Here is a 26,825-nt window from a genome sequence, read left to right as displayed (position 1 = left end):
GTGGCGAGTGAGGTGCTCATAAGGGGGATTGGCTACTCATCCGTAGAGTAGTGCGGTGCCTACCGTTCGGCAGTGCGGCGTTTACCACACCTAGTGTGGGTTGCATGACGCCGCGAGATGACTCAGATGCGAACGATGGCCGCGATGATCGGCGGGACGACGGCCCCTGGTCCGACCTGGACCGTCCGCCCCTCAACGCCACCGCGTTGCGCCGCGCGCTCGTCCGGGACGGAGGGCTCTGGACCGGCGTGGAGTTGGTGTCCCGTACCGGGTCCACCAACTCCGACCTCGTCGCCCTCGCCGCCGACGGCAAGGCCGAGGAGGGCGCGGTCCTCGTGGCCGAGGAGCAGGACGCCGGGCGCGGGCGCCTGGACCGCCAGTGGACGGCCCCACCGCGCTCGGGCCTCTTCTTCTCCATCCTGCTGAAGCCCGCCGAGGTCCCCGTCGAGCGCTGGGGCTGGCTGCCGCTGCTCGCCGGGGTCGCCACGGCCACCGCGCTGTCCCGCACGGCCGGCGTGGACACGGCCCTGAAGTGGCCGAACGACCTGCTGCTCACCGTGGGCGGCGAGGAGCGCAAGGTCGGCGGCATCCTCGCCGAGCGCGCCGGAAACGATGGCGTCGTGCTCGGCATCGGCATCAACGTCACCCTCCGCGAGGACGAACTCCCCGTCCCCACGGCGACATCACTCGCCCTCGCCGGCTCCCCGATCACCGACCGCGACCCGCTGCTACGGGCCGTGTTGCGCTCACTGGAGCGCTGGTACACCGACTGGCGCGCGGCCGGCGGCGACCCCGCCACCTCCCGCCTCCAGGAGACGTACGCCGCGGGCTGCGCGACGCTCGGACGGACGGTACGGGCGGAACTGCCCGGGGACCGCTCGCTGGTGGGCGAGGCGGTGGCGGTCGACGGGGACGGACGGCTGGTGCTGGCCACGGGCGAAGGCGTGCAGCAGCCGATCGGGGCGGGGGACATCGTGCATCTGCGGGCGGAGGGGGAAAAGTGAGTGGTGCTACGGGTGGGGTACTCGAGTTCGGTTGTACGGGCGGGATAGCCGAGTTCCGTTGTTGAGACGGGGGCTTGACCGTGTCGTACGACTCTGGAGTGGGCCAAGGTGTACTGGGTCTCGCCCGCGCGGGAGTGAGCGGCAGCACACCTGCCGTGCTGCGTCTCCCGGGGCGCGCTGCGCCTGATGGCGGCTGCGCCGCGGGCCGGACCCCGGCCGGAACGGCAGGCGGCCCGGCGCGACAGGAGTGAGCCACAGCACACCTGCCGTAGAGTTGAGGCCGGTCGAAAGTGACCGTGGCAGATCGGAAGGGCAGCAGGCGTGACCGTCGACGACTCGGGTTCCGGCACGGGTGCACACCCCGCCTCCGACGGTGAGCCGGGGCGCGGCGCCGGTTCCGTCGCCGGTGCCTCGGCCGCGCGGATCGACCGGGTCGAGGCACACGACCGGGTGGACGCGCACCCGGACGATTCCGGCGACGACCACGACCCCCTCGCCCTCCGCCTGGAACAGCTCATCCTCGGAGCCGAACGGCGCTACACCCCGTTCCAGGCGGCCCGCAGCGCGGGTGTCTCCATGGACCTGGCGTCACGTTTCTGGCGGGCCATGGGCTTCGCCGACATCGGCCAGGCCAGGGCGCTCACGGAGGCGGACGTACTCGCGTTGCGGAGGCTTGCCGGTCTGGTGGAGGCGGGGCTGCTGAGCGAGGCCATGGCGATCCAGGTCGCGCGTTCCACCGGCCAGACCACCGCCCGCCTCGCCGAGTGGCAGATCGACTCGTTCCTGGAGGGCCTGACCGAGCCGCCCGAGCCGGGCATGACCCGCACGGAAGTGACGTACCCCCTGGTCGAGCTGCTGCTGCCCGAGCTGGAGGAGTTCCTCGTCTACGTCTGGCGCCGCCAGCTCGCCGCCGCGACCGGCCGGGTCGTACAGGCCGCGGACGACGAGGAGATGGTGGACCGCCGCCTCGCCGTCGGCTTCGCGGACCTCGTCGGCTTTACGCGCCTGACGCGCCGCATGGAGGAAGAAGAACTCGGCGAACTCGTCGAAGCCTTCGAGACCACCTCCGCGGACCTGGTGGCCGCGCACGGGGGCCGCCTGATCAAGACCCTGGGCGACGAGGTGCTGTACGCAGCCGACGATCCGGGCGTCGCCGCCGAGATCGCCCTGCGTCTCATCGAGACCATGGCCAACGACGAGACGATGCCCGAACTGCGCGTCGGCATCGCCTTCGGCACGGTGACGACTCGCATGGGTGACGTCTTCGGCGCGACCGTGAACCTCGCCTCGCGGCTCACCTCGATAGCCCCTAAGGACGCTGTCCTGGTGGACAGCGCGCTCGCGGAGGAGCTGACGCGCACGGGCGACGCGCCCGCCTCCGAGGCGGAGGCCGCCGAAGCGGCTGCCGCGGCGGAGAAGGAGGGCGAGGAGCCGCCGACGTACCGCTTCGCGCTGCAGCCGATGTGGCAGCGGCCGGTGCGCGGGCTCGGCGTGGTCGAGCCGTGGCTGCTGACCCGCCGGGACAGCTGAGCCTCAGCCGGAGTGCCAGGTCTCAGCCAGGGGCGTCCAGGCAGAGGCCCACGATCGGTACGCACAGGGTTCGGTCGCCGGGGGGCGGGGTCGGTGGCTGTGGCTGAGGGTTGGGGGTCGATGGGTTGCCGGCGGGCGGCTTCGCGGGTGTGGGGCCTTCGGTCGCGTCGTGCGGGTTGGTTTTGCCTGACGGCGTGGGTAGCGGCCCTTTGGGTGTGACGGTCGGGTCCGCGGGCCCCTCGGGCTGGTCGCCGCGGTTCGGCGGCGGCTTGGCAGCGGGCGAGGCGGACGTACGGGGCGTCGGGGTGCCCTCGGCTGCGGCCTCCCCCGTGTCCGAGACCGGAGCAGGGGCCTGCGTGGCCCCGACCGCTGTCGGCTCGACGTCGGCGGGTTCGATGTCGGCGGCTTCGATCTCCGCGGGGTCGATGTCCGTGGCGGTGACGCCCCCGCCAGTCCCGCCCGGCGGCTCCGGCGCGAGCCGCATCAGGCTCAGTGCCCCGGCCGCCAACGCCAGTCCTCCCACGGTGACCAGCATCCGCCGGGGCCGTGGCTTGCGATGACGCCCGCGTGGCCGCTCCGTTCTGCACGGATCCGCCTCGTGCACCGTTGTCCGGCCGTCGGCCACCGCGTCCCGCATGTGCTCTCCCCCAAGTGAACGCGCCCCCGGCGCGCTGTCGCGGTGCGCAGGCTATGCGCGTCGCCGCGCGGGCCGACGGCGTTCGCCCGCACATCACCCGAAAGGGTTCGGCGTGTAAGGGTTTTTTGCCCCAGCCCCGCCCCTTCCCGAAACTGGGGGCTGCGCCCCCAGGCCCCCTGCCTACGGCGGGTGGGTGGGTTTGCGGGGTGGGTGGGGAGCCTGCCGCGGGCGGTGGGGTGCCTACCGGGGTGGTGGGTGACAGTTGTGTCGCGGGTGCGGGTGCGTTGTGGCTGGTCGCGCAGTTCCCCGCGCCCCTGAAATGCCTGCGACTGGCCGCACCCTCGAAGAGCAAGCGAGCCGACAAGCCCGCGCCCCGCACGAAACCGGCAGCTTCCCGCCGGTGGGAGGGGACGTGGGCCGGTGCGTCGTATGTCCGTCGCTTAGCTTCGGTCTGGGCACTGCTGCGCCCTGTGTCAGCACGGGGTCGTATGCCCTGTTGGCGACGGGCTGACGCACCGGCCCGCGGCCCCGCACCCACCACGCACCCCAGGGGCGCGGGGAACTGCGCGAGCAACCACCACGCACCCGCACCCGCACAACCGCCGGAGGCACCCCGCGGGGAACTGCGCGAGCAACCACCACGCACCCGCACCCGCACAACCGCCGGAGGCACCCCGCGGGGAACTGCGCGAGCAACCACCACGCACCCGCAGCCGCACAACCGCCGGAGGCACCCCGCGGGGAACTGCGCGAGCAGCCACCACGCACCCGCAGCCGCCCAACCGCCGGAGGCACCCCGCGGGGCGGTGTCAATTTGCGGCTCCGCCGCGTGGGCGCGACCAGCCACACACAACCCGCCCCCGCCCTATCGCCGGAGGCACCCCCCTGGGATGATCAGAGCCACGCAAGTTAACCCTCGTTAACCAAGGAGGATGCCATGGCCGAGCAGCGCTACGGCGAGTTCGTGGCCGTACGACGCCACGACCGCGCGCACGCGGACGCGGACGCGACCGCCCACGACCACGTCGCAGAGCTCGCGCTCGACCGCCCCAAGGCCATGAACGCCGTATCGACCGAGATGGCCCGCTCCCTCTCCGCCGCCTGCGAGGCACTGGCCGCCGACCGCGACGTACGCGTGGTCGTGCTGACCTCCACCCACGAGCGAGCCTTCTGCGTCGGCGCCGACCTGAAGGAGCGCAACTCGCTCACGGACGCCGAGCTGGTGCGGCAGCGGCCGGTGGCACGGGCCGCGTACACCGGCGTACTGGACCTGCCGATGCCCACCATCGCGGCCGTGCACGGCTACGCGCTGGGCGGCGGCTTCGAGCTCGCGCTGGCCTGCGACCTGATCGTGGCGGACCGTACGGCCGTGGTGGGCCTGCCCGAGGTGTCCGTCGGGGTGATCCCGGGCGGCGGCGGTACGCAGCTGCTGCCGCGCCGGGTCGGCGCGGCACGCGCGGCCGAACTGGTCTTCACCGCGCGACGCGTCGAGGCCGCCGAGGCGCGGGAGCTGGGGCTCGTGGACGACCTCGTCGAGGCGGGCCGCGACCGCGAGGAGGCGCTCGCGCTGGGCGCACGGATCGCCGCGAACTCCCCCGTAGGCCTGCGCGCCGCCAAGCGCGCCCTCCGCCTCGGACAGGGCCTGGACCTGCGTACGGGCCTGGAGGTCGAGGACGCGGCATGGCGTTCGGTCGCCTTCTCGGGGGACCGGGCGGAGGGAGTCGCGGCGTTCAACGAGAAGCGCGCGCCGGACTGGCCGGGGGAGTAGCGGGCGGCCGAACGCCGTGCCCCCGTAACCCCCTGTTCGGCGCCTCGGTATCCCAAATCACCGCAAATATCCTTAACCTGGAGTAATGGGCGGTGACGATATGCGGCTGAGGGCCGTGGTGGCGCTGGCGCAGGGCATGGCCGCCGCGCGCACCCCGCAGGAGTCGTGGCATGCCGCCGCGGTGGGCGCCTGTCACGCGCTGGCCGGGAGTTTCGCCGCGGTGTCCGTGTGGGAGCGGGAGCTCGGCCGGCTGCGGGTGCTGGTGAACGTGGGGGAGCGGGCGGCGGACGAGGAGGAGTACCCCGACGCCGAGGCCTACCCGGTGCATCAGTTCCCCGAGATCACGGAGTTCCTGCACGAGCGGTGGGCGGCCGGCGGCGGGACCAATGCCTGGGTGGAGACGGCCGAGGGGCCGGCCGGGGACCGCGCCGGGTACTGCCACCAGAGGGTCGCCGCGCTGCGCAGGCGCGGGCGCGGCTGCTGTGTCGTCGCGCCGATAGTGCTGCACGGCAGGGCCTGGGGCGAGCTGTATGTGGCCCGCCGGGCGGGAGCCCCCGTCTTCGCGCGCGCCGACGCCGACTTCGCGACCGTTCTCGCCTCGGTCGCCGCCGCCGGGATCGCCCAGACCGAACGCCTGGAGGAGGTCCGACGGCTCGCCTTCACGGACGCGCTGACCGGCCTCGCGAACCGCCGCGCCGTGGACGTACGCCTCGACGAGGCCCTCGAGCGGCATCGCGCCGACGGTGCGGTCGTCAGCCTCGTGGTCTGCGACGTCAACGGCCTGAAACGCGTCAACGACACCCGGGGCCATGCCGCGGGCGACCAGCTCCTGGAGCGGTTCGGCTCGGTCCTCTCGCTGTGCGGCGCGATGCTCCCCGGCACGCTCGCCGCCCGCCTCGGCGGCGACGAGTTCTGCCTGCTCTCGCTGGGGCCGGCCGCCGACGAGGTCGTCCGCGTCGCCGATGAACTGTGCCGCCGGGCCGCCGAGTTGGAGTTCGGCGAGGGCGTCGCGTGCGGTGTCGCCTCCACCGGGGACCCCATCGGCGCTGTCCGCTCGGCCCGCCGCCTGTTCCGTCTCGCGGACGCCGCCCAGTACCGGGCCAAGGCCGCCCGCTCCCCCAAACCCGTGGTCGCGGGTCGCGAGGGCGGCGCCGAGGACCCGGTCGTCCGCCTCGCCGACCGGCCCCCGCCCGAGCTGCCGGGGGACCGGCGCCGGTTCCGGGGCCGCACCCCCTGACCCCCGCCCGGCTCCCGTCCCCGGCCGCCTACGGCGACGGCGACGGATAGAGCCACAGCCGCAGCAGTCGGCTGAGGCGCGGCATCAGTACGTACGTCAGCGTGGGCAGCAGCACCGCCGGGAAGACCACCGCGCGGAGCGGCAGCGGCCAGCTCGTCGTATAGGGCACGAGCAGCCACTGGACCAGCAGGACGAGCGGATAGGCCGCGAGGAACGTGGTCAGCACCATCTTCCAGCGGGGCGGGGACTGCACCGTCGTACCGGGCAGACTGAACCAGGTCTCCATCCCGGTGGTCGACTGCCGCTCGCCGCTGATCTCGGTGGCGATGCCCTCGATCCGCGCGTGCCAGTCCGCCCGCTCCCGGGACGTCAGCCACTGCGACAGCCGCTCCGGGTCGGCGAAGTGCACCACCACGTGGAAGCGGTGCCCGTCCTCGGGGCGCAGCCAGGCGACCCCCTGGTTCCCGGGGAACCGCGACGCGCTGCGGGTGATGCCATGGGTCCACCGCTCGAACTCGGCTTCCCTTCCGGGGCGTACCTTCCAGGTGAAGACGGCCGTGACCGGTTCGGTGCACTGAGTGCTGTGATCCGTACGGAGGGCGCTGTGGTTCATACGGACCCGCGTCCCACGGACGGCGCCACTCATGCCCCGCGCAGGGCACCGCCAGGCTCCCGTGAGTCTCTGTAAGGACCTCGGCCCGGCAGCGGTCGTGACAATTGGCGATTCACTCTCTAGGCTCCTGAATATGGATATGCATACTGTGGTGGTGGGGACGACCGGTGTCACCGCGGCCGACGTGCTCGCCGTGGCGCGCGGCGGAGCGCGCGTCGAGCTCTCCGAGGACGCCGTGGCGGCGCTCGCTGCCGCTCGCGAAATCGTGGACGCGCTGGCGGCCAAGCCGGAACCCGTGTACGGGGTGTCCACCGGGTTCGGCGCCCTGGCGACCCGGCACATCAGCCCCGAGATGCGCGCCCAGCTCCAGCGCAACATCGTGCGCTCGCACGCCGCCGGGATGGGCCCGCGCGTCGAGCGGGAAGTCGTACGCGCCCTGATGTTCCTGCGGCTCAAGACCGTCTGCTCGGGACGGACCGGCGTACGCCCCGCCGTCGCGCAGACCATGGCCGACATCCTGAACGCGGGCATCACCCCGGTCGTGCACGAGTACGGATCCCTCGGCTGCTCCGGCGACCTCGCACCGCTCTCCCACTGCGCCCTGACGCTGATGGGCGAGGGCGACGCGGAGGGCCCCGACGGAGTCGTACGTCCGGCCGGTGTGCTCCTCGCCGAGCACGGCATAGAGCCCGTCGAGCTGCGCGAGAAGGAAGGCCTCGCCCTCCTCAACGGCACCGACGGCATGCTCGGCATGCTGATCATGGCCCTGGCCGACCTCGACACCCTCTACAAGTCCGCCGACATCACCGCGGCCCTCTCCCTCGAGGCGCTGCTCGGCACCGACAAGGTCCTCGCCCCCGAGCTGCATGACATCCGCCCGCACCCCGGCCAGGGCGCCAGTGCCGCCAACATGCTCGCCGTGTTGAAGGGTTCCGGCCTCACCGGTCACCACCAGGGTGACGCCCCGCGCGTCCAGGACGCGTACTCCGTGCGCTGCGCCCCCCAGGTCGCCGGCGCGGGCCGCGACACCATGGCGCATGCCCGCCTGGTGGCCGACCGCGAGCTCGCCTCCGCCGTCGACAACCCCGTCGTCCTGCCCGACGGCCGCGTGGAGTCGAACGGCAACTTCCACGGCGCCCCCGTCGCGTACGTACTGGACTTCCTGGCGATCGCAGCCGCCGACCTCGGCTCGATCGCCGAGCGCCGCACCGACCGCCTCCTCGACAAGAACCGCTCGCACGGGCTGCCGCCCTTCCTCGCGGACGACGCGGGTGTGGACAGCGGGCTGATGATCGCCCAGTACACGCAGGCCGCCCTGGTCAGCGAGATGAAGCGGCTCGCCGTCCCGGCCTCGGCCGACTCGATCCCGTCCTCCGCGATGCAGGAGGACCATGTGTCGATGGGCTGGTCGGCCGCCCGCAAGCTCCGTACGGCCGTCGACAGCCTCACTCGGATCGTCGCCATCGAGCTGTACGCCGCCACCCGCGCCATCGAACTCCGCGAGGGCCTCACCCCGGCCCCCGCCTCCCGCGCGGTCATCGACGCGGTCCGTGCGGCGGGCGTCCAGGGGCCGGGCCCGGACCGCTTCCTCGCGCCGGACCTGGAGGCCGCCGACGCCTTCGTACGCGGGGGGCATCTGGTCGCTGCGGCCGAGCCCGTGACGGGCCCGCTGGCGTAGGGGTTCCGAGGCTGCTTCGGCAGGTGTGAGCGGGGGCACGTCGGCAGATCGTGCCCCCGCCAGGATCTGTGCTAGGGTTCATAACGAAACGTTTTTGGTACCCATTAACTTTGTGCGCCTGAAAGGAATCCTCTCTCAGGCGCGTTTTGTTTTCCCGGTCATTTCCGGATGGGGCCCACCTATCAGGAGAAATGACACATGGCATCAGGCACCGTGAAGTGGTTCAACTCGGAAAAGGGCTTCGGCTTCATCGAGCAGGAGGGTGGCGGCCCGGACGTGTTCGCCCACTACTCCAACATCGCCACCTCGGGCTTCCGTGAGCTGCAAGAGGGCCAGAAGGTCACCTTCGACGTCACGCAGGGCCAGAAGGGCCCGCAGGCGGAGAACATCGTCCCCGCCTAATTCTTAGGGACACGCTCAAAGCGAGCCGGGGTCCGCACCTTCGGGTGCGGGCCCCGGCTCGTGCCGTCCGCGCGTCCAGCCGGTCTTTGCCCGCAGCTCTCAGGACTGCCAGAGGAAGGAATTCCCCATCAGCATGACTCGATTCGAACGCCCTGAACGACCTGCCGGTAAACGGCCGGCGAATTCTCGAGGTGCTCGCGGTTCCCGTGGTGCTCGCGGCGGGGCCCCCGCTGCCGCCAACGGCGGCGCCAGGAACGTACGCACAAAGCCGTCGTCGCCCGCCACCCCGCCGCAGGAGTTCGCGCTGCCGGTGACCGTCACGCCCGCGCTGCCCGCCGTCGAGTCCTTCGACGCGCTGGACATGCCGCCCGCGCTGACGAAGACGCTGGCGGCTCAGGGCGTCATCGAGCCTTTCCCGATCCAGGGCGCGACGCTGCCCAACTCCCTTGCCGGGCGCGACATTCTGGGCCGCGGCCGGACCGGTTCCGGCAAGACCCTCGCCTTCGGCCTTGCGCTGCTCGCCCGCACCTCGGGCCGCCGCGCCGAGCCCAAGGCGCCGCTCGCGCTGGTCCTGGTGCCCACGCGAGAGCTCGCCCAGCAGGTCACCGACGCACTCACGCCGTACGCCACTGCCGTCAACCTGCGGCTCACCACCGTGGTCGGCGGGATGTCCATCGGCCGGCAGGCGGGCTCGCTGCGGCGCGGCGCTGAGGTCCTCGTGGCCACGCCCGGGCGGCTCAAGGACCTCATAGACCGCGGCGACTGCAGCCTCGCCCGGGTCGGGATCACCGTCCTCGACGAGGCCGACCAGATGGCCGACATGGGGTTCATGCCGCAGGTCACGGCGCTGCTGAAGCAGGTCGAGCCGGGCGGGCAGCGGATGCTGTTCTCGGCGACGCTGGACAAGAACATCGACAAGCTCGTACGGATGTTCCTCACGGACCCGGTGGTGCACTCCGTCGACCCCTCGGCCGGTGCGGTGACGACGATGGAGCACCATGTGCTGCACGTCATCGACGAGACCGACAAGAAGGCCGTCGCCCTGCGTATCGCGGCCCGCGACGGTCGCGTGATCCTCTTCGTGGACACCAAGCGCGGCGCCGACCGCTTCACCAAGCGGCTGCTGGCCAACGGCGTACGGGCCTCCGCGCTGCACGGCGGTCGCTCACAGCCCCAACGCAACCGCACCCTCGACCAGTTCAAGAACGGTCAGGTCACCGCCCTGGTCGCCACGAACGTCGCGGCCCGCGGCATCCATGTCGACGACCTCGACCTCGTCGTGAACGTCGACCCGCCGACCGACCACAAGGACTACCTGCACCGCGGCGGCCGTACCGCCCGCGCGGGCGAGTCCGGCAGCGTGGTCACCCTGGTCCTGCCGGAGCAGAAGCGCGAGATGACCCGGCTGATGTCGGACGCGGGGATCAGTCCGCGGACGGTACGGGTCAAGTCGGGCGACGAAGAGCTGTCGCGGATCACCGGCGCCAGGGAGCCGTCCGGCGTGCCGGTGGTCATCGAGGTCCCGGCGCCCGCCGTCCAGCCCCAGGCGAAGTCTCGGCCGCGCAGGGGTGGTGGAGCCAGGAGAGGCGGGCCGCGTCCGCGCAGCCGCGGCTAGGCGCCGCGTTGGAGGGCAGTTCCGGGCTGCGAGTCCGTCGTGGCTGGTCGCGCCCGCGCGGCGGAGCCGCAATTTGACACAGCCCCGCGCCCCTGCGGGGCGCTCAGAAAGCCCCGCCCCGCTCCCGTCGTACCGAATACACGACGAAGCCCGCCCCCAGGCCCAGGAACAGCGTGCCGCCGACCAAGTACGGGGTCGTGTCGAAGGCGCCGGTGTCGGCGAGTTGCGTTTGGGTGGACTGGTCGGTGGAAGCCGAGTCGTTGGAGGAGGCGGGCTCGGCGTTCGTGATCGTCGAGGTCCGCTCTGCTCTGGTCTCCGCCGCGGGACCGTCCCACGTCGCATTGGCGGACGGGACGAACCACAGGGCACCCAGGAGGGTGCCCGCGGCGGTGGCGGTCAGCAGCGATCGACGAGCGGCGGACACGGAGTATCGATCCCCTTGCGGTGCAGGCGAATTGGCCGTGAGGACCGATGCTAATGAAAGATGCGGGTCTCAGGAAAGTCACGGTACCTGGGAGTCGCACGATCGATGGCCGTGATGGCGTGAAGTCGGTGCAGTGACGGAGCACACCGCGCCCCCGATTCGCCGGATCGGTGCCCGGGCGAGGATGATGTCGCGGTGGACGACCGCAACCGGAGGCCGGGTTCTGTCGTCTCAGGGGGAGCGCTGACCGACACCCGCACCAGTCGTACGACGACGTACCGACGTGGTGTGCCCCACACCGGCGACATATGTGGAACGGGATGCATCGGTTCTGGCGTTTCTAGAAGTTACGGGGATTCTCAGGTGTCTTGGGCATTCGGCAACGATGGAGAAGCGTGTGATGACGAACAGTAAGCGGCGCAAAGGCCTGACGGTCGCGTCCGCACTGCTCGGAGGGGTGCTGGTGCTCTCTGCGTGCAGCGGGAGCGGCGACGACGGCAAGTCCGGCGCCGAGGGGGACGGCACCTCGCAGTCCAAGGTCGACGAGGCGGCGGCCGAGAAGAGTTCCGACGCCGAAATCAAGATCACCCCGAAGGACGGCACCGACAACGCCTCCATCAACAACGCCGCCAAGGTCACCGTGAGCAAGGGCACGCTCACCGACGTCACCATGAAGACCTCGGCCGGCGACGCCGTCGAAGGCGAGATATCGGCCGACAAGAAGAGCTGGTCCCCCAGCGTTCAGCTGGAGCGGTCCACCACGTACAAGCTCGCGGTCGCCGCCGAGGACTCCGAGGGCCGCGCCGCCCACGAGAACGCCTCGTTCACGACCGTCTCCCCGTCCAACAGCTTCATCGGCACCTTCACGCCCGACGACGGCTCCACGGTCGGCGTCGGTATGCCGGTCTCGATCAACTTCGACAAGGAGATCACCAACAAGGAGGCCGTGCAGAAGGGGATCACGGTCACCTCCAGCAGCGGCCAGGAGGTCGCCTGCCACTGGTTCAGCACCCAGCGCATGGACTGCCGCCCCGACGAGTACTGGAAGAGCGGCTCCAAGGTCACCCTCAAGCTGGCCCTGGACGGCGTCGAGGGCGCGGAAGGCGTCACCGGCGTCCAGCAGAAGACGGTCTCCTTCACGATCGGCCGCAACCAGGTCTCGGTCGTCGACGCCAAGACCAAGCAGATGAAGGTCATGCGCGACGGCAAGACCATCAAGACCATTCCGATCTCCGCCGGTTCGCCCGAGAACAAGACGTACGAGGGCCAGATGGTGATCTCCGAGAAGTTCAAGGAGACCCGGATGAACGGCGCGACGGTCGGCTTCACCGACGACGACGGCAAGGGCGAGTACGACATCGAGGACGTACCGCACGCCATGCGCCTGTCGACCTCCGGCACCTTCATCCACGGCAACTACTGGGGTGCCGACGACGTCTTCGGCAACGTCAACACCAGCCACGGCTGTGTCGGTCTGAACGACAGCAAGGGTGCGGACGACCCGAACACCGAGGGCGCCTGGTTCTACAACAACTCGATGATCGGTGACGTCGTCGTGGTGCAGAACACCGGCGACAAGCAGATCGCTCCGGACAACGGCCTCAACGGCTGGAACATGGACTGGGCCGAGTGGAAGGCCGGTTCGGCGCTCTGACGGCCCGTTTCGCGGACGGTGGCGCGGATGTGACGCGTCCGGTTTGTACGCGGTGGGCGTAGGCAGACGATGGCCTGCCGGGACCTCATGGTCCCGGCGGGCCGTTCGTGTTTCTGTGGAGGGCATGACCGCCCACACCGTCGAGTACATCCGGTATCGCATCCCCGAGCAGCAGTCGGCCGAGTTCCTGGCCGCCTACACCCGTGCCGCCGCCCATCTCGCCGCGGCCCCGCAGTGCGTCGACTACGAACTGGCACGCTGCGAGGAGGACTTCGAGCACTTCATCCTGCGGATCACCTGGACCTCGTCCGAGGATCACCTCGAGGGCTTCCGGAAGTCGGAGCTGTTCTCCGACTTCCTCGCCGAGATCCGGCCGTACGTGGGCGACATCGAGGAGATGCGCCACTACAAGCCGACCACCGTACGCGGCGCGGGCGCGGCCGTGCCGACGCTGTACGCCTGGGCGGGCGGCGCCGAGGCCTTCTCCCGGCTCACCGAGGTCTTCTACGACAAGGTGCTACGGGACGACGTCCTGGCCCCCGTCTTCGCCGGTCTCGCCCCCGAACACGCCTCGCATGTCGCGCTCTGGCTCGGCGAGGTCTTCGGCGGCCCGGCGGCCTACTCCGAGACGCAGGGCGGCCACGGTCACATGGTCGCCAAGCACCTCGGCAAGGGCATCACCGAGGTACAGCGCCGCCGCTGGGTCAATCTCCTCCAGGACGCGGCGGACGAGGCGGGCCTCCCGACCGACGCTGAGTTCCGCTCGGCCTTCGTCGCGTACGCGGAGTGGGGGACGCGGCTCGCGGTGTACTTCTCGGGCCCGGACGCGAAGCCTCCGGCGGAGCAGCCGGTGCCGAAGTGGACATGGGGAGCGGCTCCGCCGTACCGGCCGTAGGACTTCAGCGGCTGCTGCGGCCGGGTGCTACGCCTGGGGAGCGGTCCGGCCCGCGTGCGTGGCGTCCCTGCCCCAGCTCGCCAGCAGGCGCAGGGCCTCTGCCGACGGCGATCCCGGCTCCGCGTGGTAGGTGATCAGCGACTGCTGGGCGTCGTCGGCCATGTGGAACGTCTCGAAGGACAGCGTCAGGTCGCCGACGAGCGGGTGGCGCAGGCGCTTGACGCCGTGGCTCTTCTCCTTGACGTCGTGCCTGGCCCACAGCCGCCTGAACTCCTCGCTCTTGAGGGAGAGTTCGCCGACCAGGGCGGACAGCCGCGGGTCGTCGGGGTGGCAGCCGGCGTCCATGCGCAGAAAGCTGACCATGTCGGCCTGCTTCTGGTCCCACTCCACGAACAGCTCGCGGGACGCGGGGTTCAGGAACACCAGCCGCGCCCAGTTCCGCTCCTGCGGCGGCAGCTCCGACCAGTCGCCGAAGAGTGCCGCGGCCATCCGGTTCCAGGCCAGGATGTCCGAGCGGCGCCCCACGATGTACGCCGGGACACCGTCGATCGAGTCCAGCAGCTGCCGCAGCGCGGCCCGTATGTGCTGGGTCGGTGCGGCCGGCTTCTTCTTGTGCTGCTTGGGCTTCGCCAGGTGGGTCAGATGCGCATGCTCGGCGTCAGTCAGGCGCAGGGCGCGGGCGATGGAGTCCAGGACCTCCGCCGAGACGTTGCGCCCGTTGCCCTGCTCCAGGCGCGTGTAGTACGCCACGGACACCCCGGCGAGCTGCGCGAGCTCCTCGCGGCGCAGCCCCGGCACCCGGCGGTGCCGCCCGAAGTCCGGCAGCCCGACGTCCTCCGGCTTCAGCCGGGCGCGCCGGGTGCGCAGGAACTCGCTGAGCTCGGCGCGGCGGTCCAGGCCCGTGCCGGGCTCGTGGTCGGGGTGGGGCTGTGCGTCCATGCGTCCAGTATTCACGGTCGGCGTGTGGTCGTACGCACACGAGCCTGTCCCCGCCAGTAGTAGGACCAGCGAACGTACGCAAAGCCGTGACCTGGGTAAACGCTGGGCGCTCCGGCAGGCTGGACGACGTGCCCGGACGGAAAGAAGGCAGCCGGGCACGAAACCCCCGCTAGGAGAACCCCCGGCATGACCACTGTTGCTGCGTACGCCGCACCCGCCGCCAAGGCTCCGCTGGAGCGCACCACCATCGAGCGCCGCGCGGTCCGCGAGTTCGATGTGCTGATCGACATCAAGTTCGCCGGCATCTGTCACTCCGACATCCACCAGGTGCAGGAGGGCTGGGGCGAGGCGATCTTTCCGATGGTCCCCGGTCACGAGATCGCGGGCGTCGTCTCCGAGGTCGGCCCCGGCGTGACCAAGTACCAGGTCGGCGACCGCGTGGGCGTCGGCTGCATGGTCGACTCCTGCCGCGAGTGCGACAACTGCAAGGCCGGTCAGGAGCAGTACTGCACCGGCGGCGGCATGATCGGCACGTACAACGCCCTCGACAAGGACGGCGAGCCCACCTACGGCGGCTACGCCGAGAAGATCGTCGTCGACGAGAACTACGTCGTCCGCATCCCCAACGGCCTGTCCCTCGACGTGGCCGCGCCGCTGCTCTGCGCCGGCATCACCACGTACTCGCCCCTAAAGCACTGGAACGCCGGCCCCGGCAAGAAGGTCGCCGTCGTCGGCATGGGCGGACTCGGTCACATGGCCGTCAAGATCGCGCACGCACTCGGCGCCGAGGTCACGGTCCTCTCGCAGTCCCTGCGCAAGCAGGAGGACGGCCTGAAGCTGGGCGCCGACCACTACTACGCCACCAGCGACCCGAAGACCTTCCAGGAGCTGGCCGGCACCTTCGACCTCATCGTCTCGACGGTCTCGGCCCCGCTCGACTTCGACGCGTTCCTGTCCCTGCTGCGCACGGACGGCGCCCTGGCGAATGTCGGCGCCCCCGAGGAGCCGGTCTCCGTCAACCTCTTCTCGTTGATCATGGGCCGCAAGACCCTCGCCGGCTCCGCCATCGGCGGCATCCGGGAGACCCAGGAGATGCTGGACTTCTGCGCGGAGCACGGCATCGGCGCGGAGATCGAGCTGATCGGCGCGTCCGAGATCAACGAGGCGTACGAGCGGGTGCAGAGCAGCGATGTGCGCTACCGCTTCGTGATCGACACCGCGACGATCTAGCTCCGCGGGGAGCGCTGCGCGAAATGTGCGGGCCCGATGTGGCTGGTCGGGCCCGCGCGGCGGAGCCGCATATGTCGCAGCCCTGTGCCCCTTGAGCAGCCCTGTGCCCCTTAAGGGGCACAGGGCTGCCGTTTAGTGTGGAAATGTCGCTGAATAGCGAGTTGAGGAGGTCCGCACGATGACTGTCGAGCTGAACCACACCATCGTCGCCGCCCACGACAAGAAGGCCTCGGCCCAGTTCCTCGCCGACATCCTGGGTCTGGAGGTGAGCTCGCCCTTCGGCCCGTTCATCCCGGTCCAGATCCCCAACGGCGTCACCCTCGACTACGCCGACGCCGACGACCCCATCACTCCGCAGCACTACGCGTTCCTGGTCTCGGAGGACGACTTCGACGCGATCTTCGCCCGAATCCGGGCCGCTGGTCTGACGTACTGGGCGGACCCGTTCCACCGCCGCGTCAACGAGATCAACAGGAACGACGGCGGCCGCGGCACCTACTTCGACGACCCGAACGGCCACAACCTGGAGATTCTGACGCGGCCTTACGGGAGCGGAGACCCGTCGTAACGCAACGTTCCGACAGGGGCGACCCTCAATTCATCGGATGAAGTCCCATCCTCCTCCCTCAGATGACGCGCTGTTGACGCATCATTGGACACTTCCTACGCTCCCGCGTAGCCGATTCATCGGATCAATCAATTGATCGGAGATCGATGATGGGAGTCAGCAGACGGGGATTTCTCGGCCGTATGGCCGCCGGCGCCGCGACGGGAGCGGCAACAGGAGTGGCGACGGGAGTGGGTGTCGCCGGAGCGGCCGCCGCCCAGCCCGGAGCGGCGGCCGCTCCCGCGGTCCTCACGGGCATGCGTACCGACCGTGAGTGGCAGGAGTTCCTCTCCGGACAGGACCTGGTGTGGAAGCGGGTGCCGCGCGCCTGGTACGAGGGGCCGTTCCTCGGCAACGGACTGCTCGGCTCGATCGTCTACCAGGAGCCCGGGGCGAAAGCCCTGCGCTTCACCGTGCACCACAGCGAAGTCCAAGACCACCGGCCGCAGTTCGGCCACAACTGGGGTGTGGCCCGCCTTCCCGTCGGCAATCTCCGCTTGCGTCCCGTCGGGACCATCACCGGCGCCGACCTGCGCCTGGACCTGTGGAACGCCGAGGTCAGCGGTACGGTCACCACAGACAAGGGCAGCATCGAACTGCGCGCGCTGGTCCACAACGACCGTACGCTGCTGCTGATCACCGCGCGTGCGAGTGCGGGCGAGCGCGATTTCCGCTGGGAGTTCGTCCCCTCGCCGGCCGTCAGCCCGCGCATCGTGCGGGAGAACCCTCCGGCCGGAATGGAGCCCAACCCCGATCCGGTGACCACGCGGGAGCAGGACGGCACGGGAGTCGTCGTCCAGTCGCTGGTCGCGGGTGGCCAGACCGCCACGGCCTACCGGGAACGCACACTCGGTGACGTACGCGCGTACGTCCTGGCCGTTGCCCATTCTCACCCCGGCACCGACGCCGAAGGCCGTGCGAGATCGGCCGTCCGCAAGGCGTCCGCGCTGCCCGTCTCCAGCCTGGTGCGTACCCACCGCGAGTGGTGGCACCGCTTCTACCGCAAGAGCTTCATCTCCGTCCCCGACGGGATGCTGCAGAGCTTCTACTGGATCCAGCTCTACAAGCTTGCCTCCGCCGCTCGCGAGCACGCGCCCGTCATGGCGACCACCGGTCCCTGGCTGGAACCAACCCCCTGGCCCGCAGTGTGGTGGAACCTCAACGTCCAGTTGGAGTACTGGGCGGTGCACGGCTCCAACCATCTGGAACTGGACGCCGTCCCACGCACCCTCGCCGAGCACACCGACACCTTGATCGGGGCCCTGCGTCCCGAGTACCGGGCCGACTCGGCGGGCGTGCGCCGCGCCACCGACGCCAACTGCGACACCAGCGGCACCGTCACCATCCCCGGCGTCAGCACCACTCCGGAGGTCGGCAACCTGCCCTGGGCGCTGCACAACGTCTGGCTGACCTACCGTCACACGATGGACCGCGGCGTTCTCGAGGACGTCCTGTACCCGCTGCTGCGCCGAGCCGTCAACTACTACCTGCACTTCCTGTATGAGGGTGAGGACGGGCGCCTGCACCTGCCGACGACCCACTCGCCCGAGTACGGCAACGCCCCCGACTGCAACTACGACCTGGCCCTGCTGCGCTGGAGCTGCGCGACCCTGCTTCAGAGCATCGACCTGCTGGGCGTACGGGACGACCTGGCGACCAAGTGGCGCGACGTGCTGGAGCGGCTCACCGACCATCCGGTGGACGAGAACGGCTTCATGATCGGAGCCGGTGTGCCGTTCGCGAAGTCGCACCGGCACTACTCCCACATGCTCTCCGTCTACCCGCTCTACCTCGTCAACTGGGAGCAGCCCGAGCACCGTGACCTGATCGAACGGTCGCTGACGCACTGGATCGGCTTCGAGGGCGCTCTGCGCGGCTACAGCTTCACGGGGGCCGCCTCGATCTCCGCCCAGATGGGCCGCGGCGACGACGCGCGGACGTATCTGCGGGACCTGATCGCCCGGTTCGTACAGCCCAACACCATGTACTACGAGGCGGGGCCGGTCGTCGAGACACCGCTGTCCGCCGCGCAGAGCCTGCACGACATGCTCTGCCAGAGCTGGGGCGACACGATACGGATCTTTCCCGCCGTCCCGCGGACATGGCAGGACGTCACGCTGCACGACTTCCGCACCCAGGGGGCGTTCCTCATCAGCGCCGTCCGCCGGGGCGGCACGACGCGCTGGGTGCGGGTCCACAGCCTCGCCGGGCAGCCGTGCCGGGTGCGCCACTCGATGACCGGACGGCTCACGGTCGCCGGGGTCAGTGGCCCCGCCCCCGCCTGGCGCGACCTGGGCGACGGCGTGGTCGAGCTGGACCTGGACCGCGGCGCGGAAGCGGTGATGTACCCGGCGGGCTCGCGCCCCGACCTGCGCGTCGCCCCCGTGAGGGTGACCGAGCCGGCCGAACGGTGGGGACTGCCGGAGCTGCCGCAGAACGGCAGCATCACCCAGGTCGACCTGACGGCGTACTACGACAACGACGGCATCACCACCGAGATGTACTACGGCGACGGGGACTTCGACGGCGCCGGGCGTACGTACCCCATGGCCCAGCTGCCTCAGACCGGGCAGACGACGGACCAGGGGATCGCCTTCTCCTTCACCAACGGCAGCGAGGGAACGAAGAACAACGTGGTGGCCGCCGGGCAGGAGATCGCCGTACCGCAGGGCGCGTACACCAAGCTGCACGTGCTCGGCGCGGGCGACACGGCGAGCGTGACCGTGTCGGCTGTGCTCCGCTACGCCGACGGAACCACCGAGGCCGCGTCGTTCGGGCTCACCCACTGGCTGGCGTCCGGCCCCGAGTCCGGAGAGACGGCGGCGGTGACCACCAGACAGATCCATACGCGCACCGGGCCGCTGGACCTCAAGGCGGCAGTCTTCCACCAGGCCATCGCACTCGACGCGAACAGGCAACTGGTCGCCGTCACGCTGACCGCTCCTCCGGGGGCAGCCAGGGCGCACGTCTTCGCGCTCTCCCTGAAGCGGTAGGGGGGAAGGGCGAGGGAAGCGCCAAAGGGAGGCGAGAGGAGGCGAACGAGGCGAGAGGAGGCGAACGAGGCGAGAGGAGGCGAATGAGACGAGGGGAGGCGAACGAGGCGAGGGGAGGCGAACGAGGTGCCTGTGATGTGACGGCCTTCACCCTGATATGGCGGAAAGTGATGAATTCCTTACGCGTTCCTCTCGTAAGGAATTGCACACAGACAACGCCATACCGTGGAGGCTTCGCGTGCGACCGTTCACTCTCAACTACGCCGTTCCCATCGGGCTTCCTCCCGTGGTGACGCCGTATCGCTTCGACGCGTCGCGCCAACTGAACGTGCTACCGGACGGACGCCCGGCCGTCAGCGACCCGGAGCTCCTTCTGGCGCTCGGCACGACGACGTCCACCGCCGGTTCCGCGACGCACTTCGACGACTGACGCCCCGTAACCGAATGACCGTGCTCATCCTCACGTCCGAGGGGGACGTGACCGCCGACATGGTGGTGGCCAAGCTGCACGAGATGGGGACCCCCATGATGCGGCTGGACCCCGCCGACCTGCCGGACAAAGCCGTGTTGTCGGCCGACTTCGCCCATGGCGACTTCGACGGCCACCTGTCGAAGAACGGGCAGGTGCTCAGCATGGGAGGCCTGCGCTCCGTATGGGTGCGCAGGCCCGGCGAACCGGCCGCGCACGCGGCACACCCCTCGGCGTGGTTGACCGCCGAGACCCGTCAGGCGCTGTTCGGAATGCTCCACTCCGCCGCTGCGCGCTGGATGAACCATCCGTGCAACGCCGATCAAGCCCGCCTGAAGCCATGGCAGTTGAGGGTGGCTCACCTCAGCGGCTTTGCCGTACCACCGACTGTATTCACCACCTCCCCGCGCCTGGCACGGCAGTTCGCCGAGGCGCACCGGGACGTGGTCGTGAAGTCCGCTTCGGGGCCGCCGCCCGGTGACCCCGGGCTCGCCCTGCCCACCACCCTGATCGGACCCGACGCGGACTTCACCGCCGTCGCGTCCGGTCCCGCGCTGCTGCAGCGGTACGTACGCAAGCGTGCCGACATTCGTCTGACCTGTGTCGGCACCCGGCTGTTCGCCGCACGGAAGACGGCCGAGCCGGACCAGGTCGACGGGCGCTACGGCGACACCGAGCACACCTGGCAGGCGGTTCCGGTGCCCGAACGCGTCGGCAAGCCGGTGCACGAGTACGTCGCCCTTGCCGGACTGGCGTACGCCGCCTTCGACTTCGCCGAGGACGAGGACGGCATCTGGTGGTTCCTCGAGTGCAATCAAAGCGGCCAGTTCGGCTTTGTCGAACTGGAGACCGGGCAGCCCATCTCAGAGACGGTCGCCCTGTGGCTGTCGCAGCGCAAGGCGGATCGCGGTGTTCCCCAGAGCTATTGGTGAGGTGCCCGCCCCAACGGGTCGACTCGGCAGGTAGCGTCCTTGTCTGTCTAACGGAAGCTCATAGGCAGCCGACTCGTGACCTTCGTGGCGGAGAGTGGGGCGGAGCGCAGACCGAGGGGAGACGCCAGATGACGACGCCGGCGACGGGCGACTTCGATGCCGGCCACGTGGGGGTCGGCGACAGAGTCGGGCCGTACCGGCTGCTCAGAAACCTCGGCGCCGGCGGCATGGGCCGGGTCTGCCTGGCCCGCTCCGAGGGCGGGCGCACGGTCGCGGTCAAGCTCATCAAGCCGGAGTTGGCCGCCGAACCCCAGTTCCGCGAGCGCTTCCGGCTCGAAGTCGCGGCGGCGCGCAGGGTGAGCGACCGCTGGACGGCGCCGGTCCTCGACGCGGACACCGAGGCCGAGACGCCGTGGGTGGCCACCGGCTACATCGCGGGATCCTCGCTCGAGCACATCGTCTCGCCGCGCGGGCACGGCCCGTTGCCCGCCCACTCCGTACGCACGCTCGCCTACGGACTCGCCTGCGCCCTGCTCGACATCCACGGGGCCGGACTGGTCCACCGGGACCTCAAGCCCTCCAACATCCTGATCACCATCGACGGCCCCCGCGTCATCGACTTCGGCATCGCGCGGGCGCTGGACGCGGTGCCCGGCTCGACCCTGACCAGCTCGGGCATGCTCGTCGGCTCGCCTGCCTTCATGTCCCCCGAGCAGATCAGGGACGAGCCGGTGGGCCCGGCCGCCGACGTCTTCTGCATGGCCGCGGTACTGGCGTACGCGGCGACCGGGCAGACCCCCTTCGGCGGTGGCGGCTCCGGCGGTGTGCACGCCGTGATGTTCCGCATCGCGCAGGAGGAGCCGGACCTGGCGGGGATCGAGGAGCCGCTGCGGGAACTGATCGCGGACTGCCTCGCCAAGGAGCCGACGGCCAGGCCGACTCCCGAGGAGGTGGCCGCACGGGTGCAGCCGGTGGCGACCGGCACCTCGTCGCCGCCGTGGCTGCCCGCCCAGATCATCGCCGAACTGGGGCGCAGCGCTGTTGAGTTGCTGGACACGGATACGCCGGCGTCGGGGGCGCCGGCGTCGACCGCCTCCGCTTCCGCGTCTGCTTCTCCGTCGTCGGCGCCAGTACCGGCATCGGCACCCGGATCGGGATCGGGATCGGGATCGGGATCGGGCGAGTCCGCGTCGTCACCCGCCGGTTTCCCCGCGAGCTGGGAGGAGACTCCCGTGGCGGAACGGTCGGAGTGGGGGACGCAGGTCGTGCCGAAACCGGACCTCCGGTCCGCGGAGGCGGCTCCGGCTCCGGATCCGTCGTCGCGACCCCGTCGCGCGGGCAGGGGCCGACGGGTCGCGATCGCGCTGGGAGCCGCCGCCGTGGTGGTGGCGGGCGCCGTGTTCGGTGCGTCGGCCGCCGGTGTGCCGTTGCCCTTCGGGGACTCCTCGGAGTCGGGCTCCGGTGACGGCGGCGGCCCGGAATCGGACGTGCCCAAGGAGTTCGTCGGCATCTGGGCGGGCTCGGTCGAGCGGGACGGGAAGCCCACCGGTCAGTACCGCCGGTTCGCCGTCTCGCCGGGGCAGGTGGGCGAGATCGTCGCCACCAGCATCAGCCTCGGCAAGCACTACGAGTGCAAGAGCGACGGCACCCTCACCGCCAAGCCCTCCGGCGGCGGAAACGGCAACGGCAGCGGTACGTCACTGCGGCTGGACACCAAGGTCGTCAGCAGCGTCCCTCCGGACACCTGCTCGGCCCTCGGCGAGCACGTCCTCTCCAGAGGTGCGGGTGACTCCCTCCGCTGGGAAGCCGCGGGGCGTACCGCCGAACTGCGCAGGATCGCGGGACCGGAGAAGCTCCCCGAAGGGGTGCTCGGCACCTGGCAGCGGCCTCTGGACGGCGGCGGCACGCAGCGGATGACCATCGAGCAGAAGCCGGTGGGCAGCCCGGCCGCCGCACTGGTCTCGGACGGCGCCGGCAACCACTGCGAGGCCGACATGAACCTGGTCTCCACAGGCGAGGCGAACCGCCCGATCCGTTTCGCCCCACCGGAGGCCGACCGCGCCAACTCCTCCGGCCCCTGCAACTTCGGCGGCTCCTCCACACTGCGCCGCGAGGGCGAGACACTCGTACGCATACTGGCGGGCGGCGAGCGGCTCACGTATACGCGGGGGTGAGAGGCGGCCCGCGGCAGGTGCCCTTCCGGTCACCGGTCACCCTTCGGCGGGCCCCAGCACCTGTCGGGCACGAAACTCCGGGAGGATCAGTCGCTGCGGCCCTCAACCGACGAGGCAACGTCGTCGAGATCCTTCGCGATGGCTCTGCTCACTGCCCGTGCGCCCACGCCGCCGAGAATCTTGGCGAGCAGGCCCATGACGCCGCCTGGTGCCTCGGCACTGAACGTCATGCGGACGGTCGTCGCCGACGGGCCGTCCGCCCGCAGCAGCCACTCCGAGACGTAACGGGTGCCACGCGATTGGGCCTCCACCACATAGCGCTCGGGTGGTTCGCTGGCGGTCACCCACATCTCCTCGGTGGCGTCCTTGCCGAACATGCGCCGGGTCTCCCGCCACCGCGTGCCGACGTCAAAGGCCCCGTCCGTGAGGATTTCGACCTTCGAGACGCCGCTGAGTACGCGCTCCATGCCCTGCAGGTCGGTCAGGGCCTCCCACACACGTCTCTGGCCTGCGGCGATGCGCCGCTCCACGACCACGCTTCTGCTGGTCATGCCATCCATCAAAGCACCAGGCCCCGGCGACTGCATCGGCTGCCCGCCAGACTTCTTCCCGAACGGCACGGAAGCCGGCGACCCAGGCGGAAGCGGACAACGCCCCGGGCCCAACCGGCCACAGCACTAGCCGTGAACGGTGTTGAGGACGGCGGCGAGCCTTTCGGGCGCGCTGATCATTGCCATGTGACCGGTGTCGAGGTCGATGACGTCCGCCTGGAGCAGTGCGATGGATCGCTGCTGGAGTTCCTCGACGTAGCACTGGTCCCGGGTGAGGTGCACGTATGTCCGCGAGATGTCCCGCCGGTAGCCGCTCAGGTCCACGGGCTCGCTCAGCAGCGCGGCTGAATCGTCGGCCAGCCGGTCCAGGGCGGACGTGGCAGTCGCCTCGTCCATGTCGTTGCACAGCATCGCGGCAGCACCCTCGCGGGTCTGTTGGTAGACCCCGGCAGTGATGGACTGCTCGACCAGTTCCCGTACGCCGGGATCGATCTGGTCGAGCACCCGGGATCCGTCGGGAGGTACGACAGCGGACACGAGGACGACCTGACGGATCCGTTCGGGTATGAGGTTCAGGACGAGCGGCACCGTGACACCCGCGAAGGAGTGGCCGACCAGCACCACGTCCCGCAGGTCCTTCGCCTCGATGTCCTCCCGGACCGCGTCGGCGCAGTCCGCGAGAGTGACCGTGCCCAGTTCGGTTTCGGCCCTCGTGCCGCGGCCGGGAAGGTCGACCGCCAGCACATCCGCACTCAGGTGAGGAATCAACTCGTCCCAGCAGTCCGCGCCGAAGCCGGCGCCGTGAATGAGAACGAAGGACATGTGCGACCTCCTAGTCGATGACCCGGAACCTTAACTGAATTCAGGTCAGTCGCCTAGAGGTTCTGACGGTCCGCTGCGATGGGTGATTCAGTCTTCGGGCTGGGCAGGTGCGCTCTGCCAAGGCGTACAGCCTGGGGGCGGCCAGTTCAGGCGGCGACTGATTTTAGACACGCCGTTCACTGCTTCTGCAGCGTCGGCCGGGTGGCCGAACGCAGGCCTGCTATGACACGACGACGGCGCCGGTCTCGGACTCGCCGGTCGGCGGTTGCTGTGACGGGTCGCTGAGTTGCTCGCGCCCGTAGTTCCAGACCACCGCGATCAGTGCGGCGATCGGTACGGCGAGCAGACTGCCCACGATGCCGGCCAGGCTGCCGCCCAACGTCACCGCCAGCAGGATCACGGCTGCATGGAGGCCAAGCCCACGACTTTGGATCATGGGCTGGAACACGTTGCCTTCGAGTTGCTGCACCACGACGATGATGGCCAGCACGATCAGCGCGTCCGTCAGGCCGTTGGAGACCAGAGCGATAAGAACCGCGACGAAGCCGGCGAACAGGGCGCCGATGATCGGCACGAACGCGGAGACGAAGGTCAGCACCGCCAGCGGGAGCACCAGCGGCACCCCCAGAATCCACAGGCCGACGCCGATCAGGACCGCGTCGATCAGGCCGACGGCCGCCTGGGAGCGCACGAACGAGCTCAGGGTGTCCCAGCTGCGCGCGGCCACGGTCGGGACGTCGGTGGCGAGCCGACCGGGCAGCTGGCGTGCGAGCCACGGCAGGAACCGCGGGCCGTCCTTGAGGAAGAAGAACATCAGGAAGAGTGCCAGGACGGCGGTGACCACGCCGTTGACCACGGTGCTCACACCCGTGACGACAGTACCGACCATGCTGCCGAGGCCGTCCTGAGCCCGGGCGACCGCGGTGTCGAAGGCCTTGTTGATCTCGGCGTCCCCGATGTTCAACGGCGGACCGGCGGCCCACTCGCGCAGCTTCTGGATGCCTTCGACCACGCCGTCGGTCAGCTCGCCGGACTGGGACGCCACCGGTACTGCGATCAACGCCACGACGCCCGCCGCGACCAGGAGGGACAGCACGGTCACGGCCGATGCGGCGAAGGCGGGTTTCCACCCGTGACGACGCAGGAAACGAGTCAGAGGCCAGGTCAGTGTGGTCAGGAGCAGGCCGACCACGAGCGGCCAGACGATCGACCACATCTGGCCCAGAACCCACAACGTCACCGCGAGCATCACCAATATCAGCAGCAACTCTGCGGACACACGCGCCGATGTGCGGAGCGCGGCGCGGGTCTTCGTGGAACTCAGGGCGGCAGTCACGGGCTCACCCTATTGGCACTCAAGTCACACTGGCACCGCTGGTCCGCGCTCTGTGCGTCGCCGAACCGGGGCCCGTTCGGGGCTACGCAGCCCGTCGGGCTCGGTGTTACGGGCGCGCAGGCACCTAGCCCCGGCCACCGCATGACGAAAGGGGCCGCCCGGACTCCGGCCGGACAGCCCCACAACAACATTTTCAGCGGCCTTCTGGTTCGGCGGCGCTCGCAGCGCCCTCGTTCACAGCCCCCTGTCCGGCCGGGGAAAGCCGGGCTCTCAGCGCGGCGTTCTCCGCTTCCAGGGCGGCGATTCGCTTCCTTGCGAAGTAGAGCTCCATTACCGCGTCGTGGAACTCCGACACGAGTTCTTCCGGGGTCAGTTGCACCATGGTCTCCGGTCTGGCTTCCGTCTCCGCTCTGGATTGCTCAGGCGGACGCGATACGCGTGACTGTGCCGTTCGAACCTCGCCACATCAGCGCTCCGCCCGCGGCGTACAGGGCGCCGCCACCTGCCGAGTCGACGTACGTCGGCACCGTCGAGGCGTCCGCGATCTTCACCACGCCCTCGACCAGAAGTCCCGCCGGGGCGCCGGCCGGCTGGACGATGTGGACCTGGGCGCGAGGCGTGGCCGCACGGTCGATCCCGATTCCGATCCGCCCTGTTCCCTTCACCACGAAGTCGTCCAGACCTGCGTTGTTGCGCAGGCAGATGAGGTTGCCGGTGGTCGCGCCGTTGGTCCCGGTCAGGAAGATGCCCTGTGCGGCAGTCCCGGCCGTCTGCAGGTCTATCGACAGAGCGGCAGCGTTCTTGTCCGACCCGTCAGCGCGTCCTCTGTGGGTGATCTTCAGCGTCCCGCGCCCGGTTTCCGTGCCGGACAGGTACATGGCCGAGGTGTCCGGGTTGTCGGAGATGACATTCAGCGCGACCCCGGTGCCGGAAGTGCCGGCCTGATAGAGGGTCGCGACGTGCTCCGTCTTCGAGGTCGTCTTGAAGAACGCGGACAGCCCAGCGGAGTTGGTCGTGAATTTCTCCGCCGACACGGGCCCGTCGAACGTCGTGGGCTCGCCGGCCGCCTCCGCGGCGGCGCCGGTCGCGCCATCCGTGGCTGCCGAGGCCGCGCCGCCCACCGCCACGGTCACCGCACCCGCCGTGAAGCTCCCCAGAAACAGCCTGCGCGCCAGCGGCATTCGCCTACCCACTCTCCGTGTCGTTCCAGCCAGGCCGCGCGCCGCATCTGTGCGGCGAGGCCATGACGGATCCCGGGGTAAGACTCCGGCGCTTTCCGGTTGGTTGTACGCGTTGGCTGTACGCGTTTTCAGGT

At 70.2% G+C, this 26,825-nt stretch carries 24 protein-coding genes; 15 read left to right on the top strand and 9 right to left on the bottom strand.

Features of this window, described 5'->3' with window-relative positions; genetic code table 11:
* Positions 1-104 precede the first annotated feature (104 nt).
* Together OHT21_RS16420 and OHT21_RS16415 are read left to right on the top strand one after the other, a co-directional pair.
* Positions 105-1,004 (top strand): biotin--[acetyl-CoA-carboxylase] ligase, encoded by a 900-nt coding sequence (locus OHT21_RS16420; RefSeq protein ID WP_328769062.1) that lies wholly within the window; start codon positions 105-107, stop codon positions 1,002-1,004.
* 321 nt (positions 1,005-1,325) lie between these two features.
* Positions 1,326-2,534, top strand: a complete 1,209-nt coding sequence (locus OHT21_RS16415) for an adenylate/guanylate cyclase domain-containing protein (protein WP_443050378.1) — start codon at positions 1,326-1,328, stop codon at positions 2,532-2,534.
* A gap of 22 nt (positions 2,535-2,556) precedes the next feature.
* On the opposite strand, the gene OHT21_RS16410 is transcribed toward OHT21_RS16415, so the two are convergent.
* Positions 2,557-3,171, bottom strand: coding sequence for a hypothetical protein (locus OHT21_RS16410; RefSeq protein WP_328769061.1), 615 nt, complete (start codon positions 3,169-3,171; stop codon positions 2,557-2,559).
* A 937-nt stretch (positions 3,172-4,108) separates the two neighbouring features.
* Here OHT21_RS16410 and OHT21_RS16405 point away from each other — a divergent pair.
* Positions 4,109-4,939 (top strand): enoyl-CoA hydratase/isomerase family protein, encoded by an 831-nt coding sequence (locus tag OHT21_RS16405; protein ID WP_328769060.1) that lies wholly within the window; start codon positions 4,109-4,111, stop codon positions 4,937-4,939.
* A gap of 85 nt (positions 4,940-5,024) precedes the next feature.
* Entirely contained in the window at positions 5,025-6,176 is a 1,152-nt protein-coding gene (locus tag OHT21_RS16400) for a GGDEF domain-containing protein (RefSeq protein ID WP_328769059.1), read from the top strand.
* 28 nt (positions 6,177-6,204) lie between these two features.
* On the opposite strand, the gene OHT21_RS16395 is transcribed toward OHT21_RS16400, so the two are convergent.
* Positions 6,205-6,789, bottom strand: a complete 585-nt coding sequence (locus tag OHT21_RS16395; RefSeq protein ID WP_328769058.1) for an antibiotic biosynthesis monooxygenase — start codon at positions 6,787-6,789, stop codon at positions 6,205-6,207.
* Positions 6,790-6,928: 139 nt separating this feature from the next.
* Between OHT21_RS16395 and hutH the strand changes: the two genes are divergently transcribed.
* The 3 genes from hutH (at position 6,929) to OHT21_RS16380 (ending at position 10,484) form a co-directional block, all read left to right on the top strand.
* Positions 6,929-8,467 (top strand): histidine ammonia-lyase, encoded by a 1,539-nt coding sequence (gene hutH, locus OHT21_RS16390; RefSeq protein WP_328774103.1) that lies wholly within the window; start codon positions 6,929-6,931, stop codon positions 8,465-8,467.
* 198 nt (positions 8,468-8,665) lie between these two features.
* Positions 8,666-8,869 carry a cold-shock protein gene (locus tag OHT21_RS16385; protein WP_005483357.1) on the top strand — a complete coding sequence of 68 codons (204 nt, stop codon included), beginning with the start codon at positions 8,666-8,668 and terminating at the stop codon, positions 8,867-8,869.
* 310 nt (positions 8,870-9,179) lie between these two features.
* Positions 9,180-10,484, top strand: a complete 1,305-nt coding sequence (locus OHT21_RS16380; RefSeq protein ID WP_443050377.1) for a DEAD/DEAH box helicase — start codon at positions 9,180-9,182, stop codon at positions 10,482-10,484.
* A 103-nt stretch (positions 10,485-10,587) separates the two neighbouring features.
* Here OHT21_RS16380 and OHT21_RS16375 read toward each other — a convergent pair whose 3' ends face one another.
* Positions 10,588-10,908, bottom strand: coding sequence for an LPXTG cell wall anchor domain-containing protein (locus OHT21_RS16375; RefSeq protein ID WP_328769056.1), 321 nt, complete (start codon positions 10,906-10,908; stop codon positions 10,588-10,590).
* A gap of 400 nt (positions 10,909-11,308) precedes the next feature.
* On the opposite strand from OHT21_RS16375, the gene OHT21_RS16370 reads away from it, so the two are divergent.
* Both OHT21_RS16370 and OHT21_RS16365 read left to right on the top strand, forming a co-directional pair.
* Positions 11,309-12,562, top strand: coding sequence for a L,D-transpeptidase (locus OHT21_RS16370; protein WP_328769055.1), 1,254 nt, complete (start codon positions 11,309-11,311; stop codon positions 12,560-12,562).
* 124 nt (positions 12,563-12,686) lie between these two features.
* A complete protein-coding gene (locus tag OHT21_RS16365) occupies positions 12,687-13,457 on the top strand; it encodes a group II truncated hemoglobin (RefSeq protein WP_328769054.1) in 771 nt (256 codons plus the stop codon).
* Between the two features lie 27 nt (positions 13,458-13,484).
* Here the strand turns inward: OHT21_RS16365 and OHT21_RS16360 are convergent, their stop codons facing one another.
* A complete protein-coding gene (locus tag OHT21_RS16360; protein WP_328769053.1) occupies positions 13,485-14,396 on the bottom strand; it encodes a helix-turn-helix domain-containing protein in 912 nt (303 codons plus the stop codon).
* Positions 14,397-14,582: 186 nt separating this feature from the next.
* Between OHT21_RS16360 and OHT21_RS16355 the strand changes: the two genes are divergently transcribed.
* From OHT21_RS16355 to OHT21_RS16330, 6 genes are all read left to right on the top strand, one after another.
* Entirely contained in the window at positions 14,583-15,626 is a 1,044-nt protein-coding gene (locus OHT21_RS16355; protein WP_328769052.1) for an NAD(P)-dependent alcohol dehydrogenase, read from the top strand.
* Positions 15,627-15,804: 178 nt separating this feature from the next.
* Positions 15,805-16,194: a VOC family protein gene (locus tag OHT21_RS16350; RefSeq protein ID WP_328769051.1), complete on the top strand. Its 390-nt coding sequence runs from the start codon at positions 15,805-15,807 to the stop codon at positions 16,192-16,194.
* A gap of 182 nt (positions 16,195-16,376) precedes the next feature.
* On the top strand, positions 16,377-19,226 hold the full coding sequence (locus tag OHT21_RS16345) for a glycosyl hydrolase family 95 catalytic domain-containing protein (protein WP_443050376.1): 2,850 nt from the start codon (positions 16,377-16,379) through the stop codon (positions 19,224-19,226).
* 238 nt (positions 19,227-19,464) lie between these two features.
* Entirely contained in the window at positions 19,465-19,656 is a 192-nt protein-coding gene (gene tgmA / locus OHT21_RS16340; protein WP_328769050.1) for a putative ATP-grasp-modified RiPP, read from the top strand.
* Positions 19,657-19,670: 14 nt separating this feature from the next.
* Positions 19,671-20,627 carry an MvdC/MvdD family ATP grasp protein gene (locus tag OHT21_RS16335; RefSeq protein WP_328769049.1) on the top strand — a complete coding sequence of 319 codons (957 nt, stop codon included), beginning with the start codon at positions 19,671-19,673 and terminating at the stop codon, positions 20,625-20,627.
* 128 nt (positions 20,628-20,755) lie between these two features.
* Positions 20,756-22,801: a serine/threonine-protein kinase gene (locus tag OHT21_RS16330; protein WP_328769048.1), complete on the top strand. Its 2,046-nt coding sequence runs from the start codon at positions 20,756-20,758 to the stop codon at positions 22,799-22,801.
* An 86-nt stretch (positions 22,802-22,887) separates the two neighbouring features.
* Here OHT21_RS16330 and OHT21_RS16325 read toward each other — a convergent pair whose 3' ends face one another.
* The 5 genes from OHT21_RS16325 to OHT21_RS16305 all read right to left on the bottom strand — a co-directional run bounded on the left by OHT21_RS16325 (position 22,888) and on the right by OHT21_RS16305 (position 26,691).
* Entirely contained in the window at positions 22,888-23,352 is a 465-nt protein-coding gene (locus OHT21_RS16325; protein WP_328769047.1) for an SRPBCC family protein, read from the bottom strand.
* Between the two features lie 126 nt (positions 23,353-23,478).
* On the bottom strand, positions 23,479-24,174 hold the full coding sequence (locus tag OHT21_RS16320; RefSeq protein ID WP_328769046.1) for an alpha/beta fold hydrolase: 696 nt from the start codon (positions 24,172-24,174) through the stop codon (positions 23,479-23,481).
* Positions 24,175-24,394: 220 nt separating this feature from the next.
* Positions 24,395-25,510 carry an AI-2E family transporter gene (locus OHT21_RS16315; RefSeq protein ID WP_328769045.1) on the bottom strand — a complete coding sequence of 372 codons (1,116 nt, stop codon included), beginning with the start codon at positions 25,508-25,510 and terminating at the stop codon, positions 24,395-24,397.
* Between the two features lie 193 nt (positions 25,511-25,703).
* The gene (locus OHT21_RS16310) at positions 25,704-25,892 is read right to left on the bottom strand and encodes a hypothetical protein (RefSeq protein ID WP_328769044.1); all 189 of its coding nucleotides are present in this window, start codon (positions 25,890-25,892) and stop codon (positions 25,704-25,706) included.
* A gap of 37 nt (positions 25,893-25,929) precedes the next feature.
* Positions 25,930-26,691 carry a hyaluronoglucosaminidase gene (locus OHT21_RS16305; RefSeq protein ID WP_328769043.1) on the bottom strand — a complete coding sequence of 254 codons (762 nt, stop codon included), beginning with the start codon at positions 26,689-26,691 and terminating at the stop codon, positions 25,930-25,932.
* Positions 26,692-26,825 lie beyond the last annotated feature (134 nt).

Origin of the sequence: Streptomyces sp. NBC_00286 (genome assembly GCF_036173125.1) — a bacterium.
Classification (GTDB): domain Bacteria; phylum Actinomycetota; class Actinomycetes; order Streptomycetales; family Streptomycetaceae; genus Streptomyces.
The sequence above is the reverse complement of the archived record's forward strand: the minus strand, read 5'-3'. Positions and strand labels throughout refer to the sequence as shown.